The sequence below is a fragment of the Frankia sp. CpI1-P genome (assembly GCF_001421075.1).
GTDB classification, from domain to species: Bacteria; Actinomycetota; Actinomycetes; order Frankiales; family Frankiaceae; genus Frankia; species Frankia torreyi.
Genome location: NZ_LJJX01000090.1, coordinates 1 through 14320 on the forward strand (window position 1 = coordinate 1; position 14320 = coordinate 14320).

Below are 14320 nucleotides of genomic sequence, written 5' to 3' on the forward strand. Positions count from 1 at the left end.
AGGTCGAGGGCCAGGGAGTGTCGATGACGTTCCACCGAGCTGTGCAGAAACGCGATTCCACTGTGCAGCGGTGTGAGCCGGATTGCCGTGAGGACCCGCGCATAGACGATCGCGTTCACATAGCTGATGAAGGCGTTGCCTGCGTTGGCGGGTGGTCGGCGGCTGCGGCCCTCCAGGCGGAGCCAGTCGGGAAGCTTCGTGTCGAGCACCGTCCATGCCGTCCTGCGGAAGTTGCCCTCCGCCGCCATGAGCTGCATGGTGTCTCCGGCCAGGTCGACGCCTTCTTCGAGGCGTTCCAGGGGGCGCCGTAGAGCAGTCCGGTCGACGACCCGGCGCACGTTGAACGCCGCCGCCCGGACGAGGGATGCGGCGATGGTCAGGGAGATCTCCGGCGTGGTCGCGGCCCGTGCCTGCGCCAGCACGGTCTGCCCGGAGACGTGGGGCTGCGTCGGCAGCACCGAGCCAGCGAAATCCCCGTAGTAGCTGAGGAGGTGAAGGCTGATGTCGTGTTGGCTGAGCAGGTTGATCACGGCAGTGTTGATGTCGACCGGGGCACTCGCGATGATGTCTNGCACGTCGGTGATCGGTATGTGCACCCGGGTCCCGTCCTCGCGTTCGATCGCGAGGGTGGAGTCCCTGCGTCGGATGCGGCAGGGTGAGGTCAGCCAGTACGTTCTGGCGGCTTCAGGCACGAAGGATCATTCCGTCCAGCAGTAGTCGGTGAAGCTGCAGCCCTTACAGCGGGGTCGGTCGAGTCGCTTGGGCGCCGAGGCCGAACCGGCTACGGCCAGCACCTCGGCAATGTCCGCCGCTGCCGATGCTTGCCGCGGCTCGTCGAAGGGCAGCCGGAGGGTCCGGCGGGTCGGCCGGTAGTGCAGGATGGCGCCTCGTGCCTGCACTCCGAGTTCGACGAGGCGGTGGCAGTAGTGGATGGCCTGCGCCTCGTCGGCTTGCGTCGGATTCCGGGAGGACTTCACCTCGTGTACCCAGAGGTCTCCGTCCAGGTGGTCGAGTCGCGCCGCGCCGAGGTCGACCGGCTGGAAGCGTCCGTACGCGGTGTCGTGCACCGCCTCACCCAGCTTGACCCGTGCGCTGAGGTGTTCCGGTCGGATTCCGCGTACGTACAGCCAGAGTTGGCGCCGGCAGTGGTGCAGGTACTTGATGTGCACGCCTCCCACATCCTGGGCGTCCATCAGATCAGCTCACCCAGCTCGTAGCTAACCGTGGCACGCCGCGACGGTTGGATCTCCGTGAGCCCGTCGGTCTCGCTGTACTGGCCATCGATGACGAGAACGTCCAGGTCTCGGTCCCACCGGCCGAGGCCCCGCGCGTAGTTCGGCAGTGGGATCAGCAGATCTGCGGCGAGCAGGCGACCGGTGCTCCTGGAGCCACCGCCTCGCAGCCGGGCCGCGTACTCATCCCTGTCCTGCGCGAGGATTCCCTCGACTCCGTCGAACAGCTCGTCGAATCTCGCTGCCGCCCAGGTGCGATCGGCGAACGGTTCTTCCCAGGAGAAGAAGGAACTGGTCCAGGCCTCGCGCGCGCGGCGAACGTCTTGGGCCCACTGCTCGCCCCACGGCGAGTCGTAGACGCTGTCCAACCAGCGCACGAGGGATTCCTCACTGATCTCGGTGCCGTGGTGGGCGTCGAGGATCTTCGAGGCCAGCCGGGTCGGTTCCTCGTCGTACACCCCATCGGCGTAAAGCGCGGGCATCCGCGCGGTCCTGGAACGTTGATCCGCCCGACGCGGGCGCATCTCCGGGCGGCAGACGACCACGTCGGCCGGTGGCCGGGTACCGGTCCGGTTCACCCGGCCGAAGCGCTGTGCGAGCGCGTCGAGTGGGGCGCCGGAGGTGAACAGGACGTCGAAGTCCACGTCAAGGGAGACCTCGACGACCTGGGTGGCGACGACCAGGCCCTCGCGCCGATCATCCGGTCGCAGGCCTGATCGGAAGTGCGACATGATCGCCTGCTCGATGCGGGTGCGGTCGGTACGCCGGAAACGCGAATGTAGTAGCCATCCGTCGTAGTCGGTGAGCTCTGCTCGCAGGAGCTGGGCGTCGGCGATGTTGTTCGCCGCGACCAGGACGGACTGGCCGGCGTCCAGCCGCTGTCGAATCAGCTCGACGGTGGTCGGGTCGGTGAGGTGCTCGTGCCGTCGCACCAGGCGGTGACGGCGAGGCGCCGTCTGATAGTCGGCCTCCACCACGGTCAGTTCCGGCGGCGCCGGCCGGTCGGGCTCGGTATGTGTGGACGTGGCGGTCAGGGTCTCGCGGACGAGGGAGATCAGGGCGTTCGGCGCGGTTGCGGAGAGCACCGCGACCCTGCCGCCGAGTTCGGTCCAGCAGGCGGCTGTGGCCAGCAGGTAGCCCAGCCGCGTCGGATCGTAGGCGTGCAGCTCGTCGAGGACGAACACGGAGTTCGCGCTGTCCAGCAGGATCGAGGCGTGCACCGGGCCGGCGAGCGCGCCGCGCATCAGCTGGTAGGGGGTGCCGATCCGGACGAGTTCCCGGAACAGCCGGGTGGCCTCCGCGCGGGCCACCGCCTTCTGTGCGGCCCGTGCCTCGACCCCGGAATCAGACCCGCCGCTGAGCGGATCCTCGTCCGCGCCGCACAGGGAGCGGGCGAGGTGGTAGGACGCGGCGCGGGAGTGGCTCACCCCGACTGCCTCGGCGCCGCCATGCTCCCGCAGGTCTCCGCTGGCGAGCCGGTCCGTCATCGCGTTGATCGACGCGAGGTAGGGCAGCGTGTAGAACAGCCGCGGGGTGCCGCCCGTCGAAGCCCGAATCTCATCGATCTGGCGTGCGGCCCACAGCAGACCGCCTTCGGTCTTGCCCGAGCCGGTCCAGGCCCTNAGCACCAGATGGCCGCTGACCTGGGCGGCCGCGAGCTGATGCGGCCGAAGCCGATGGNCGTCCCCGGCGAGGCGGGCGGTCAGCCGATCCGGATACCCGGCGTCGAACGACTGCTCGGTGCGTAGCGTGCTGTGCCCGCTGGAGAGGTGGTCCGCCATCGTCACCGCGCCCTGTAACAGGACGCCGGCGAGCCCGGCCGGACGGGGCACCGCCTCCTCCACCCAGGTATGCAGCAGATCCTTGAGGTGTCGGTGTGCCCGCGTGACCAACTCTCCTGATCGGACATCCGTGGCAAGTCCGGACGGCCTGGCGAGCAGCCCGTCCTTGGTCGCCCGTTGACGCATCCAGGTGACCAGGGTGACCGTGGCGCTCGCGTCATACGGGCCCAGCATGCGGGCCAGTTCCTCGGCGGTGATGTCGGCCGGGTACAGCTGGCTCAGGGATGGCCGGCCTTCACCGCCGCCCAGGGCGCGGTGATGCGTCGCGACACCCGTCGCGACCCAGGCCCGATCCTCGGCTTCGGCGACCAGCCAACCGAGAAATCCCAGGGAGAGGACCTCGTGGCGGTGACCCCAACCGATGCGGGTCGCCATCATACTCTGGAAGCCGTCGGCGATCTTGCCGGCGTCGTGCAGGAGTGCCNCCCACGCGGCCAGCGTCCAGAACCGCTCCCGCAGACCGGTGTCGAGAACGTGCAGGGTGCCGATGCGCCGCTGGACGGCGAACAGCGCGTCGAGCGTGGCGCCGAGGTGGTCCGTGAGCGGCTCCCCCGCCGGTTGCGTCCTGGTCGGCGGCTTGGCCAACAGCGCGGACAACGCCGACAAACTGGGCGCCGCCGGGTGGCCGTTGGTGTCGGAGATGGAGGCTGCTTCCTGTCGACCCCTCGCGCCCTCGAGATTCCTGCCTGGTTGTGGCGGGCCGATCACACTGCCTCCGCCTGCATCGGATGGGTGGGCGCCAGCAGGTGGACGGCACGCCCCTCCTGAGTGACCCAGCCCTCCACGAGAGCATCGGACAGGGCCTGCGGGGCCGGGCGGCCACTGGCCGCCACCGAGAGCCGGTGGCGGTAGGTGTCCCAGCGGGTGCGGGACCGGTCCCGACTGATCGCGGTTGGCAGCTGCAGCAATGTCCCGCCGCGGCCCGCTTTCGCGGGCAACAGCGCACCGCCCACCACCCCAGTGCCGCGGTGCAGGCGCACCCGCCGGGCACGGGCGGTCGCCAGGTCCTGGCTGCGTCCCAGCCGCAGCGGCCAGACCGGCCGGCGGAAGCGCCGCTCCCAGCCGACCACATCCTCCGTGATCCAGATCGTGAGCTCGGTGAAGGCGAGGAAGTGGTGCTCGCGGGGCACCGGCTGACCGAAGGTGCCCCGGATCTCCAGCGGCCAGTGGGTCTCCAGATCGATCCCGGCGGCCTGAGCNGTGAACGCCATCCCGAAGCGCAGCTGTGGATCCACGTCGTCCCACCCGCCGGCGACCGCGGNGAGCAGGCCGCCAACGGTCGCCGGAGCCGGGCAGGGCAGAGTCACCGCGACCGCGGAGTACAGCGGATCCCGGAACGACGCGATGGGCGCCGTGACCGTGACCTCCAACGCCTCCCGTTCGTCCCCGGACACCTCGCTGGACGGGGTCATGTCCGGGCTCATGAGGTGGGGTCGTCGAACCAGGAGTCGCGCCGGCCGGCCTCGATTTCGTCCGCGANGCGGTTGAACAACGACCGAGGATGGTCGATCAGTAGCTGACCGTCCTCGATCTCCTTGCCCAGCTCGACCCGGATATCGTCCCGCTGCCCACCGAGGAAACCCGGAGNCCAGCCCAGGTAGATCGGGCCGTCGAGCTCGTCCCGCCAGACCGCGAGCTCCTCCCTCAGCACCCGGGCGTCGACCACGATCCGGCTGTCGCGGAGGCCGACGATGCGGGTGAACGGGTTGATGCCGCCCTTCATCGGGGCGAGCAGCAGCAACGCGGGAGCGCGGTCCCCATAGTGCAGCGACTGCTTCGCGCCGCCACGAACCGAGGTGAGGGTGCGCAGGAGAAGGCTCGCACGCCGACGCCGCTCCGCCAGCGGCAGCCGCAGCGCCGGCGACCCCCGGAAGGTGAGCGCGCTGGCCCCCTGCGCCGCTGCCTCCTTGGCCGCTTCGGCGGTCAGGGCAATCTTCAGGCCGGACCCGCCGGTCTCGAAGGTGCCCACACGCGGCAGGTCGAGAGCCAGATCGGCGCCGAGTTCGGCGCTATACAGCTCGTGGCCGTGGATGACCGGGTTCTCGCCGGCCTTGAATCCACGGCTCATCGTGCCGAAGTCCTGGGTGGGCCAGCGCGGCGCGATCGACAGCAGGGTGCCGGTGGCGAACACCGTGTCCCGCTGGCAGGTCTTCGCCGCGTCCGCCCCCTTCTTGGCCACCATGTAGCCGAACAGGTCGTCGTCGAAGTAGCGGTCCGGGCGACCCTCGGTGTGCGCCTGCTGGTTCTTGCCGGCCCNGCTGCGGGTCACACCCGAACGCGGCTCCTGCGCGGGCACCGAATCCCTCAACCATCGGCGGAACGCCTGGGCAGAGACGTAGGGGTAGACGTCGCGGCCCACCCTCAGCTGCTTCACCCGGGAGACGTTGTCGTCCGCCAGCCCGTTGTTCGGCGCCCCCGCCTTCACGTCGACGACGGCCTTGCCCACCAGAAAGGTCACTGCTCTATTCCTTCCACCATCTCGTCGTCCTCACGGGCGAGCTCGACTTCCTGATCAGGATCCGGGAGGTCCGCCGCGGCGTCGGCGGCGTCCGCCGGCCGCCAGCCCTCCTTGTGCAACGCGTTCAGGACGGCGATGAGCAGCAGCCGTCGATAGAGCCAGCCCTGGCCGTCGGGGTCGAACAGGAGCCGGAACTGCGCGGTGCTGATCAGTGGAGCGGACCGCTCGTCCGCGCCGATCCGCAGCGCGCGCCGCACGGCCTTGTTCTCCAGCCACTTCNGCAGCGCCACGACGCGGCGGGAGGCGACACGGAAGGTCATCAGCGGCCCAGCGCTCTCATCCGCGATGATCTCCTGGGCGATCTCGGCGGCCAGCGCCTCGACCTGGTCGATGTCAGNCTGGTTCACATCCATCACCTCGCGGAGGTAGGAGTAGGTCAGCGCGGCGAGATCCGCGTCGAACCGCAGGACCGCGCGCGGGCCGGGAACGTCGGTGAGGCGGGCCGCCGCCGTGATGAGGATCCGCCACGGCCGCTGGAAGGCGTCACGGGCAAGGCGCCGGCTGCCCGACACCGGCGGGGCCTGATAGGCGGCCAGGAGAGCGCGCCAACCCCGCCGCCGCTGCGGATCTCGCAGAGTTGACCGGAGCCACTCGGCGAGCGCCTCGTCCACCCGATAAATGTCCAGTCTCGCGCTGAGGTTGTAGTTGCTGAACACCAGCACCTCGACACCGGCCAGGAGCCGACGGTCGTAGCGGCGCAGCGCCAGCAACGCGGTCCGCTCGTGCTCATAGCGACCTGCGGACCTGGCCACCCCGAAGCCGCTGATTTCCCCCGCTGACCGTCTGACCTGACTTCGTGTCGTAGTGCTAAGGAACTCGTCGTCCCAGCTGTGCACGCCGGCGCTGGGGCCGCCGGTGAGGCGACTGCCGTACGGCAACGCGTGGAAGCAGCAGACGCACGGCCAGCACAACGCAAGCCCTTCATGCCCGCGGGGTGTCGTGTTGCAGTAGCCGGCGGCGTCGATGAGCGGGACGTCCACCTTCCCGTAGAAGGCGACGGCAGCCCGCCCGCACAACGCACACGGCACCTGCGGCCAGGTGGCCGGATCAGGCATGGTGCGCCACCCCCGGACCCGCGCCGTGTTCTCCGCGCGGGAACGCATCGGCAGCGTCGACCGGTGGTTCATCTTCGAATTTGGGAAGAACGACCCGCTGGCCTTGAGCCAAAAGCTGTCCGCGCGGAGCCGCCCGGCCTCGGCGGCGGCGACCGCGTCCTCGATCATCCGTTCCACCGCGGCATCGAAGTCCGTCGCAGGTACATCCCCGGGATCACGGACGTTCCCGCCTCGGCCGGTGAGCTTGGCCGCCAGCGCGGACAACGCGAACGCGCCGATGCGCTGCAACGGGTGAGCGGTGAGGACGACCTGTCGCTGCGTGACGATCAACCCGTCCACCTCAGCGTTCCCCGTCATGCTCCGACCCANCCGAAGCCAACCGAGGTGGACTGGCCCAGGCCCCACGACCACAGAGCCCGCAGCGTCTCCGGGGCGCCGCGCAGCCTCGCCTCAAGCGGAGCGCCGACCTTAGCGCCCTTGCCCGCGTCGACCACACGGCGGGCACCGACCCAGGTGATCTCCTCCACCGTCACGCCGGGATCCACGCCGATGGTCTCGGCCTTACGACGTAGGCCAGCCGCGAAGTAGCCGGCGAACTCAGGCTCCCCCGGAAGCAGGAAAGCCTGCCTGGTCGTCCGAACGCCGTCCGGTCCCCGCCCGGAGCCCTTCACCACCACGGGCGTCACCGTGCGCAGGACGGCCTGGCCGGACTCGAACGACGGGGACTCGATCAGCTCGACACCACCCACCCGCAGCGCCACCCCGCCCCACTCGATCAAAGGGGTGCCGACGAGCACCTTCGCCCATGCCTCGACCAGCGCGAACAGCGGGCTACCAAGATCTAAATAGCCCGGTCCGCCGATCGTGTAGCGCCCGCGAGCCCGGGTCGCATGCGGAAACGTCGGCGGCCCATAGCCGAACGGGACCATCCGGTGCGCGCCCCATCCATCGTCGTGCAACGCCCTGGCCAGCGTCGGTTCGAGCTGCCGAAGCATCGCGTAGCACAGGCCACGTCCTGGCGTCTGCACACTCCGCCAGGGAATCTCCTTTGCGGACGAGCGCACGGCCACCCTCAGCCGCATCGCCATCTCACCTCCTGAAACATTGAACTCCTTGCTTTTTGTCAGACTTCGGTCGACGGCAGGTGAGTCCACATGTTGCCTGACACCTCTGACAGTTCTTGACGCACCTGGCCAGCCATGCGGCGGACAGTGACGCCATGATCAAGAAGGCCTCAGGCTGAGCCACGCACCCACCGCACAGGAACCCGTGGTTGATGTCCGTTGACATCGAACCTGGCTCCTGTGCCAGCGAAGATGACCCGTTGGTGCTTCGTGTCACTGAAACTGGCCCGACTCGGCTCAGCCTGTGTCCNTTCCAACTGATCACAGCACCTTCTCGTCGATCCTCGACGGACCTGGCCGATTCTCAGTCGGTCTGGCCAGCGGGTGGTGGCTATGCTTGGTATGACGTGCTTGCGATGGTTCGGAGTCTCGGGAGAGCTGGCACCTTCCCACTGGATCATGGTTTCGGACGGCCGGGTGCCAGGCCCACCGCGGATCTGCCACGGAAAGAACCAACTTCCGCGAGAATCCGGCCGCCGGCGTCTCATCGAACTTGTCGTNCACCAGGTCAGGGCGGCGCTGCCTGCCATGATCCTTGGGAAGAACGCGACGCTCCGAGTGACGCCGCTTGCGCGACACGCCGGACGGCCCTCGCCGGATTCCCATCGAAGTTGTCCAGGCCCGGATCAGGTCTTGATCGCCAGACATGATCCTTAGGAACGGACAGCCTGAGTGAGGTAGGCCGCTGGCTGGTCAGGGCCTGTGGCCGGGACGGGGTCGACGGGGCTTCCGTCGGACACTTTCGCCGTCCGGCAGCGCGTGGGCGCTGTGCTGCCACGAGGTCCGGCTTCGCCAGCGGCCCCTTTCGATCCGTGCATGTGGTTCTCCCACACACGGCTCTCCGACACCGTTCACCGCGAGGCATGCGCGGTCACCCACCGTGTCCGCCCGGAGAGGCGGAACACACCGAGTCGGGCGAGCCAGGCGCCGTTATGACGCCCGGCCCAACCCCGACCAGGCTGGCCGTGCTTGTTGCTGGCAAAGATGGCAAGCCGCAGGTGGACGTAGCTGTCGAGCGACGTCAACGCCCGGGAGGGGTTCCCCGCGGCGAAGTAACCCGACCAGCCGTGTAGAAGCCGATTGAGAACCCCTACTCGGTCCGCCAACGACTTACCGACGAAACGTCGATCCGTGGCGTCGCGTATCCGCACCCGGATCGACCGCATCGCCGCCGCCGACGGCCACCGCATCAGGTAGAAACGCCGGGGCTGTCTCCACGACCGCACCATATGATGATGCCAGCCGAGGAAGTCAAAGCCTTCACGTCCTTCCCGTAGGCATACGATCCTGGTCTTGCCGGGGTGCAACCGCAGCCCCAACCTTTCCAGGATGATGCCGATACGGCGGACGGCCTCGCGTGCCGCCTGTTCGGTGGCACACAACGCCGCGATATCGTCGGCTTATCTCACCAGCACATCGACCCGCCGGCTCGACGCCGCCCATTCTGGTGTGCCTTATTTAATCCGGACAGTCTCTATTAAGCTGATTTAGACTGCGGCTGCTTTTTCAGATACTCGTCGTGGACCTGTCGTGGGGTGCGGTAGTCGAGTCCCGAGTGGCGGCGTGTCGTGTTGTAGCGGAGTTCTATGTACCGGGTGATGTCGCGGNGGGCGTGTTCGCGGGNGGGGNAGACGGTGCGGTGGACGCGTTCGTTCTTGAGGGCCGCGAAGAACGATTCGGCCATTGCATTGGTGTGTCCTGAAGGGAGCTGGAGGAGGTTCCGAGATGGAAGGAGGAGTACTCNACAGCAACCATGCTGTTGCANAGATGAAGGTAGGCCCTTCGGCATCGGCATACAGGTGCTGGTGTCAAACCGCCACGAGCTGCTGTGGTGAATGAGCCATGGTGGTGAACGTCCGTGGAAAAGCCGTCGTGAGAGGCGGCAGGTATGAGCCAAGAAGGCGAACGAGAGTGAACCATCGATGACGTGTCGTTAAGCCAGGTGGTATCAAAACCAGGGCCTTAATGCTGTCCTGGGATAAGCCAGAGGGAAACCTGTCTACTGCTCTGGCGGTGCCCGGCATGAAGATGGCGCGAGCTTGGCTTGGGCTCTGCAACGGAACAGGAGAACTCCTCGGCCCGACATGGGCCCGCGGATTGGAGCGGGAACCCACCAGGAGACCGGCAAGCGGCTAATCCGCGAGCCATAGAGTACCGGGTGCGGGCCAGGAGGGCGGAACGTCCCGTACTAGTGATGAAGCGCCTGTAATGGGCGCGGAGCGAAGGGGACGTGCCGTCGAGTTTCGTCCAGCGATCAACCAGAAACGGGAGGAATTGCGTGGGCGAGACAAGATCAGCGGGCAAGTCGTTTGACATTCCGAAGATGCTGATATGGGAAGCATACCTGAAGGTCAGCGGCAACAAGGGAGCGGCAGGGGTCGACGGGCAGTCTCTAACGGAATTTGAACAGGATCTTCGGAACAACTTGTTCAAGCTCTGGAACAGGATGTCGTCGGGGAGTTATTTCCCGGAGNCGGTGAAGGCCGTCTCCATCCCGAAGCCAGATGGTGGCACACGGATCCTCGGCGTGCCCACTATCGCCGACCGGATAGCGCAGACAGCCGTGGCCATGATCCTGGAGCCGGGCGTGGATCCAGTGTTCCACGCCGATTCCTACGGTTATCGTCCAGGGAAGTCTGCGCTGGACGCGGTGGAGGTGTGCAAACAGCGGTGCTGGAGGCGTCCCTGGGTGGTCGACCTGGACATCCAGGGATTCTTCGACAACGTTCCGCACGCTCAGATCATCGCCGCAGTGGAGAAGCACACGAATCTGACATGGGTTGTGCTGTACNTGAAACGGTGGCTGGTCGCGCCGGTTCAGCACCCGGACGGTAGCCGTGTCACTCCCATCAAGGGAACTCCACAAGGTTCGGCGATCTCACCGTTGTTGTCGAATCTCTTCCTGCACTACGCTTTGGACTCCTGGCTTGCCAGGAGGTTTCCAGTGGTGCGGTTCGAGAGGTACTGCGACGACATCGTCCTGCACTGTTACAGTCAGNGGCAGGCGAAGTACATTCGCGACGTCGTTGAGAAACGGTTGCTGGAGTTCGGGTTACGCTGTCACCCGGACAAGACTCGGATCGTTTACTGCAAGCAGGACGGGCGCGATGAAGAACACCCGGTAACGAGCTTCACGTTCCTGGGTTTCGACTTTCGTCGTGCGCCCATCCGGCGGCGTGACGGTGTGCTGATGTGCGGATTCGTCCCGCTGGTCGGCAAGGCGGCNCTGAAGTCGATGGCACGGGTCATCCGGCAATGGAAGCTGGGTCGCAGAACCAGTCTGGGTTTTCGGGGTCTCGCCGCGATGGTCAATCCTATCGTGGCCGGGTGGATCGGCTACTACGGACGCTTCTACAAGTCCAGGCTGATGCACTTCCTAAGCCAGCGGATCAACCCCTTCCTTGTGAAGTGGGCGATGCGGAAATACAAACGATTGCGCCGCGCCAAAGGGAAAGCCCGTCGGAAACTGGCCGAGATAGCATCGGCGTTCCCGGCGATGTTTGCTCACTGGAAGCACGGCGCGATGCCTACTGGTTCGACGGTGGGAGCCCGGTGACGGGAGACTGTCACGCCGGGTTCTGAGAGCAGCGGCGGGTGAAATTCCCGCCGCTGACTCACCTCGTAGCAGATCCCGGTCCGGCCGACGGACTGGCGGATCCCGAGTCTGTTCAAGGTAGCAGCGAACTGGGCAGACGTATAGTTACTTCCGCGGTCCGAATGAAAAATAGCCCCGTCGGTGAGCTGGTGGTTACGGGCCGCCATGGTGATGGCGGTGTCGATGAGACCGGTCTTGTAGTTGTCGTCCGTGGCCCAGCCGATGACGGCTTTCGTGTGGCAGTCGAGGACGGTCGCGAGGTACAGCCAGCCTTCCCAGGTGGGAATGTAGGTGATGTCGCCGACCATCTTGGTTCCCGGGGCGTCGGCAGTGAAGTCGCGCTGGAGGAGGTCGGGGATCACGGCCGGGGTCTGGTCGGGCTCGGTCAGGGTGTGCCGCCAGGGGCGTGGCTGGCACGGCTCCAGGCCCTGCTCGCGCATGAGGGCACGGACGAGCTCGGGGCCGCAGGGCCGGCCCCAGGCGAGCAGGTCAGCGTGCACGCGCCGGTAGCCGTAGGTGCCGTCGGAGGCGGTGAACGACCGGACGACGAGCGCGGCAAGCTCACCGCGGCGGGTCGCGGTCGCCGAGGCGGGGCGGTCGCGCCACTCGTAGAAGCCGGAACGGGAAACGTCGAGCCAGGCGCACATCTGAACGACCGACGGCTGAGGTGCCATTTTTCTTCCGGACAGTGCCTCCTACTATAATAGGGGCAGCCCGGAAGGAATGGTAGTTGACGCAGAAGCGCAGAAGATTCTCGCGTGAGTTCAAGGAAGAAGCCGTGAGGATGGTGATCGAGACCTCGCGTCCGATCTCCGATGTCGCACGGGAACTCGGCATACTAGAAGGAACCCTCGGAAGCTGGGTCGCCACCTACCGGCGCGCCCACGCCGGCGAGGCGCCGCCACCGACCGACGACGAAGACATCCGGCTGCGCGAACTCGAACGGCAGAACCGTGAGCTGCGCATGGAAAACGAGTTCCTGAAAAAAGCCGCAGCGTACTTCGCCAAGGATCATCGGTGAGCGACATGTTCGAGTTCATCGACGCGGAGTACGCCACCCGCACCACCGCGAATGCCCGCACACCGGCGCCGTCCATCATCCAGATGTGCGCCTGGCTCGACGTCTCCCGTTCCGGCTTCTACGAGTGGCGCGACCGCCCCGCCTCGGCGACCGCGACCCGCCGCGGTGAGCTTGCCGCGCTCGTCGTCCGGTCGTTCACCGCCTCCGACGGCACCTACGGCTACCGGCGCGTGCACGCTGACCTGCTCGCCTGGGGCCGGCCCTGCGGCCCCGAGCTTGTCCGTGCCCTCATGCGCGAGCAGGGCCTGGAGCCGTGCCAGCCACGCCCCTGGCGGCACTCCCTGACCGAGCCAGGCGAGACCCCGGCCGTGATCCCCGACCTCCTCCAGCGCGACTTCACTGCCGATGCCCCGGGAACCAAGATGGTCGGCGACATCACCTACATTCCCACCTGGGAAGGCTGGCTGTACCTCGCGACCGTCCTCGACTGCCACACGAAAGCCGTCGTCGGCTGGGCCATGGACGACAACTACAAGACCGGGCTGATCGAAACCGCCATCATCATGGCTGCCCGTAACTACCAGCTCACCGGCGGGGCGATTTTTCATTCGGACCGCGGAAGCAACTACACATCCGCCCAGTTCGCTGCTACCTTGAAGAGGCTCGGCATCCGCCAGTCGGTCGGCCGGACCGGGATCTGCTACGACAATGCAATGGCCGAATCGTTCTTCGCGGCCCTCAAGAACGAACGCGTCCACCGCACTGTCTNCCCCNCCCGCGAACACGCCCGCCGCGACATCACTCGGTACATAGAACTCCGCTACAACACGACACGCCGCCACTCAGGACTCGACTACTGCACCCCACGACAGGTCCACGACGAGTATCTGAAAAAGCAGCCGCAGNCTAAATCGGCTTAATAGAGACTGTCCGGATTAAATGAGGCACACCAGGCGCCGGTGTGCGGGCATTCGCGGTGGTGCGGGTGGCGTACTCCGCGTCGATGAACTCGAACATGTCGCTCACCGATGATCCTTGGCGAAGTACGCTGCGGCTTTTTTCAGGAACTCGTTTTCCATGCGCAGCTCACGGTTCTGCCGNTCGAGTTCGCGCAGCCGGATGTCTTCGTCGGCGGTCGGTGGCGGNGCCTCGCCGGCGTGGGCGCGCCGGTACGTGGCGACCCAGGTTCCGAGGGTTCCTTCCAGGATGCCGAGTTCCCGTGCGACATCGGAGATCGGACGCGAGGTCTCGATCACCATCCTCACGGCTTCTTCCTTGAACTCAGGCGAGAACTTCCTACGCTTCTGCGTCAACTATCATTCCTTCCGGGCTGCCCCTATTCTAGTAGGGGGCACTGTCCGGAAGAAAAAGGGCACCTCATTCCTCGTCAAGGAGGTGAAGCGCAACGTTAGCCAACAGCGGGCAGGGCGCCGGCAAGTTTGCTGAGTAGCTGCCCGTAGGACGGGGTGAGGGTTTCTGGTGGAGATGAGGTGTGGGGCTGGGTCCCCAACAAGGACGGACGTGACCCTCGACTGATCATGGAGGTTCTCACGCCATCCTGATCGTCCCGAGGTGCCATGCCCGCCGCACCATTATCTCCGTCTGTCCCTGTTCTGGGTCGGTTGGCCTCGGCCGCCACCGACAGTCCGCCACGGTCAGCGTCGCCGGCAGGTTTACTGGCGGGGCGCTGTTGCGTTCCGGGGAAGCTGGGCATGCCAGCGGCCTCGATGATCGGCGGTCAGACGGCGGCGGCGAGCTCGGTGAACGCGNCTGCCAGCCGCAGGTGTGGGTCGGTGTCGATGGCGAGTTCGTAGTGGCCGCGGCGGATGTTCTGGATCAGAGCATGCCCGGAACTGATCGTCTGGACCGAGCGCAGCCGTTTCAGGCCGCGCATCGGCCGTAGCCGGGCTTTGAGGCGGCCGTGGTCGACTTCG

At 66.7% G+C, this 14320-nt stretch carries 8 protein-coding genes and 19 pseudogenes; 7 read left to right on the plus strand and 20 right to left on the minus strand.

All coding sequences use genetic code 11. The features are described 5' to 3' along the window. The 15 genes and pseudogenes from cas1 to FF86_RS69300 form a co-directional block, all read right to left on the minus strand. On the minus strand, nt 1-570 hold a 570-nt coding region (gene cas1, locus FF86_RS29820), incomplete at both ends, for a CRISPR-associated endonuclease Cas1 (RefSeq protein WP_242419881.1). Between the two features lies 1 nt (nt 571). Then, a pseudogene (locus tag FF86_RS60845) lies at nt 572-692 on the minus strand (subtype I-B CRISPR-associated endonuclease Cas1); the annotation flags it as partial. A 6-nt stretch (nt 693-698) separates the two neighbouring features. Continuing rightward, the gene (locus FF86_RS29825; protein ID WP_044888133.1) at nt 699-1193 is read right to left on the minus strand and encodes a CRISPR-associated protein Cas4; all 495 of its coding nucleotides are present in this window, start codon (nt 1191-1193) and stop codon (nt 699-701) included. Further along, nucleotides 1193-2854 (minus strand): CRISPR-associated helicase Cas3' (gene cas3, locus FF86_RS29830; RefSeq protein WP_242419878.1); only part of this gene is annotated, 1662 nt, incomplete at its 5' end. The genes cas3 and FF86_RS29825, both read right to left, overlap by 1 nt. A gap of 59 nt (nt 2855-2913) precedes the next feature. Next, nucleotides 2914-3497: pseudogene (locus FF86_RS69285) on the minus strand (CRISPR-associated endonuclease Cas3''); the annotation flags it as partial. A gap of 1 nt (nt 3498) precedes the next feature. Further along, nucleotides 3499-3781 (minus strand): annotated as a pseudogene (locus FF86_RS69290) (hypothetical protein); the annotation flags it as partial. After that, on the minus strand, nt 3778-4272 hold a 495-nt coding region (locus tag FF86_RS29835), incomplete at its 5' end, for a CRISPR-associated protein Cas5 (protein WP_242419879.1). The gene FF86_RS29835 and the pseudogene FF86_RS69290, both read right to left, overlap by 4 nt. Before the next feature lies 1 nt (nt 4273). Further along, nucleotides 4274-4334: pseudogene (locus tag FF86_RS60850) on the minus strand (hypothetical protein); the annotation flags it as partial. Nucleotide 4335: 1 nt separating this feature from the next. Further along, a pseudogene (cas5, locus tag FF86_RS60855) lies at nt 4336-4485 on the minus strand (CRISPR-associated protein Cas5); the annotation flags it as partial. A 176-nt stretch (nt 4486-4661) separates the two neighbouring features. Beyond that, nucleotides 4662-5329: pseudogene (gene cas7i, locus FF86_RS60860) on the minus strand (type I-B CRISPR-associated protein Cas7/Cst2/DevR); the annotation flags it as partial. Nucleotide 5330: 1 nt separating this feature from the next. Next, nucleotides 5331-5531 (minus strand): annotated as a pseudogene (locus FF86_RS60865) (type I-B CRISPR-associated protein Cas7/Cst2/DevR); the annotation flags it as partial. 1484 nt (nt 5532-7015) lie between these two features. Beyond that, nucleotides 7016-7734, minus strand: a pseudogene (locus tag FF86_RS29850) (CRISPR-associated endoribonuclease Cas6); the annotation flags it as partial. An 887-nt stretch (nt 7735-8621) separates the two neighbouring features. Beyond that, nucleotides 8622-9152 carry a group II intron maturase-specific domain-containing protein gene (locus FF86_RS35100; RefSeq protein ID WP_199865866.1) on the minus strand — a complete coding sequence of 177 codons (531 nt, stop codon included), beginning with the start codon at nt 9150-9152 and terminating at the stop codon, nt 8622-8624. A 95-nt stretch (nt 9153-9247) separates the two neighbouring features. Continuing rightward, nucleotides 9248-9377, minus strand: a pseudogene (locus FF86_RS69295) (IS3 family transposase); the annotation flags it as partial. 22 nt (nt 9378-9399) lie between these two features. After that, nucleotides 9400-9454: pseudogene (locus FF86_RS69300) on the minus strand (hypothetical protein); the annotation flags it as partial. A gap of 594 nt (nt 9455-10048) precedes the next feature. On the opposite strand from FF86_RS69300, the pseudogene FF86_RS60870 reads away from it, so the two are divergent. The 5 genes and pseudogenes from FF86_RS60870 to FF86_RS60890 form a co-directional block, all read left to right on the plus strand. Continuing rightward, nucleotides 10049-10243, plus strand: a pseudogene (locus FF86_RS60870) (group II intron reverse transcriptase/maturase); the annotation flags it as partial. Between the two features lies 1 nt (nt 10244). Continuing rightward, nucleotides 10245-10561 (plus strand): annotated as a pseudogene (locus FF86_RS60875) (reverse transcriptase domain-containing protein); the annotation flags it as partial. A 1-nt stretch (nt 10562) separates the two neighbouring features. After that, a pseudogene (locus FF86_RS60880) lies at nt 10563-10768 on the plus strand (reverse transcriptase domain-containing protein); the annotation flags it as partial. Nucleotide 10769: 1 nt separating this feature from the next. Next, nucleotides 10770-10995: pseudogene (locus FF86_RS60885) on the plus strand (group II intron reverse transcriptase/maturase); the annotation flags it as partial. 1 nt (nt 10996) lies between these two features. Next, nucleotides 10997-11326, plus strand: a complete 330-nt coding sequence (locus FF86_RS60890) for a group II intron maturase-specific domain-containing protein (RefSeq protein WP_242419880.1) — start codon at nt 10997-10999, stop codon at nt 11324-11326. Here the strand turns inward: FF86_RS60890 and FF86_RS29860 are convergent. After that, the gene (locus FF86_RS29860; protein WP_095212430.1) at nt 11275-12039 is read right to left on the minus strand and encodes an IS3 family transposase; all 765 of its coding nucleotides are present in this window, start codon (nt 12037-12039) and stop codon (nt 11275-11277) included. The two genes, FF86_RS60890 and FF86_RS29860, sit on opposite strands and share 52 nt — an antisense overlap. 56 nt (nt 12040-12095) lie before the next feature. Here FF86_RS29860 and FF86_RS29870 point away from each other — a divergent pair. Continuing rightward, nucleotides 12096-13154 (plus strand): annotated as a pseudogene (locus tag FF86_RS29870) (IS3 family transposase); the annotation flags it as partial. Nucleotides 13155-13160: 6 nt separating this feature from the next. Beyond that, nucleotides 13161-13291: pseudogene (locus tag FF86_RS60895) on the plus strand (IS3 family transposase); the annotation flags it as partial. Nucleotides 13292-13408: 117 nt separating this feature from the next. On the opposite strand, the gene FF86_RS69305 reads toward FF86_RS60895, so the two are convergent. The 4 genes and pseudogenes from FF86_RS69305 to FF86_RS29880 all read right to left on the minus strand — a co-directional run. Then, nucleotides 13409-13486: hypothetical protein (locus tag FF86_RS69305; RefSeq protein ID WP_396230185.1), on the minus strand; the 78-nt coding region annotated here is incomplete at its 5' end. Between the two features lies 1 nt (nt 13487). Continuing rightward, nucleotides 13488-13531: pseudogene (locus FF86_RS69310) on the minus strand (hypothetical protein); the annotation flags it as partial. A 1-nt stretch (nt 13532) separates the two neighbouring features. Then, nucleotides 13533-13699: pseudogene (locus FF86_RS69315) on the minus strand (transposase); the annotation flags it as partial. 457 nt (nt 13700-14156) lie between these two features. After that, a pseudogene (locus FF86_RS29880) lies at nt 14157-14320 on the minus strand (DDE-type integrase/transposase/recombinase); the annotation flags it as partial.

Coding starts and splice junctions, on each gene's coding strand:
- FF86_RS29825 (WP_044888133.1), bottom strand. CDS start 1,193: ATGGACGCCCAGGATGTGGGAGGCGTGCACATCAAGTACCTGCACCAC.
- FF86_RS29860 (WP_095212430.1), bottom strand. CDS start 12,039: ATGGCACCTCAGCCGTCGGTCGTTCAGATGTGCGCCTGGCTCGACGTT.